Genomic DNA, 255 nt, shown 5'->3' on the forward strand with positions numbered 1-255 from the left:
AGAACCTCACCGCGACCACCGGGCTGGTCCCGATCATGGGCCTCGCCCAGAAAGCCGGCCTGCCAGACCTCGCCGACGACAGGTTGACCGTGTCGACCACCGGCGCTGATAAAGGCGCGAACCCAGCCGCGAAACTCGCCACCCTCGTCGGCGGAATTGCCGCCGGGGCTGACTCGATCGATGACATGAACCTTCTCCGCCACGGCGGCATGACACACCTGTTCGACCGTGTCTACGCCCCTTCGACGCTGGGTT

At 65.9% G+C, this 255-nt stretch carries 1 pseudogene; it reads left to right on the forward strand.

From position 1 onward, the window contains the following. Positions 1-255 (forward strand): annotated as a pseudogene (locus ACPUD7_RS17890) (IS1380 family transposase); the annotation flags it as partial.

The sequence above is a fragment of the Brevibacterium sp. FAM 24630 genome (assembly GCF_049804075.1).
Classification (GTDB): domain Bacteria; phylum Actinomycetota; class Actinomycetes; order Actinomycetales; family Brevibacteriaceae; genus Brevibacterium.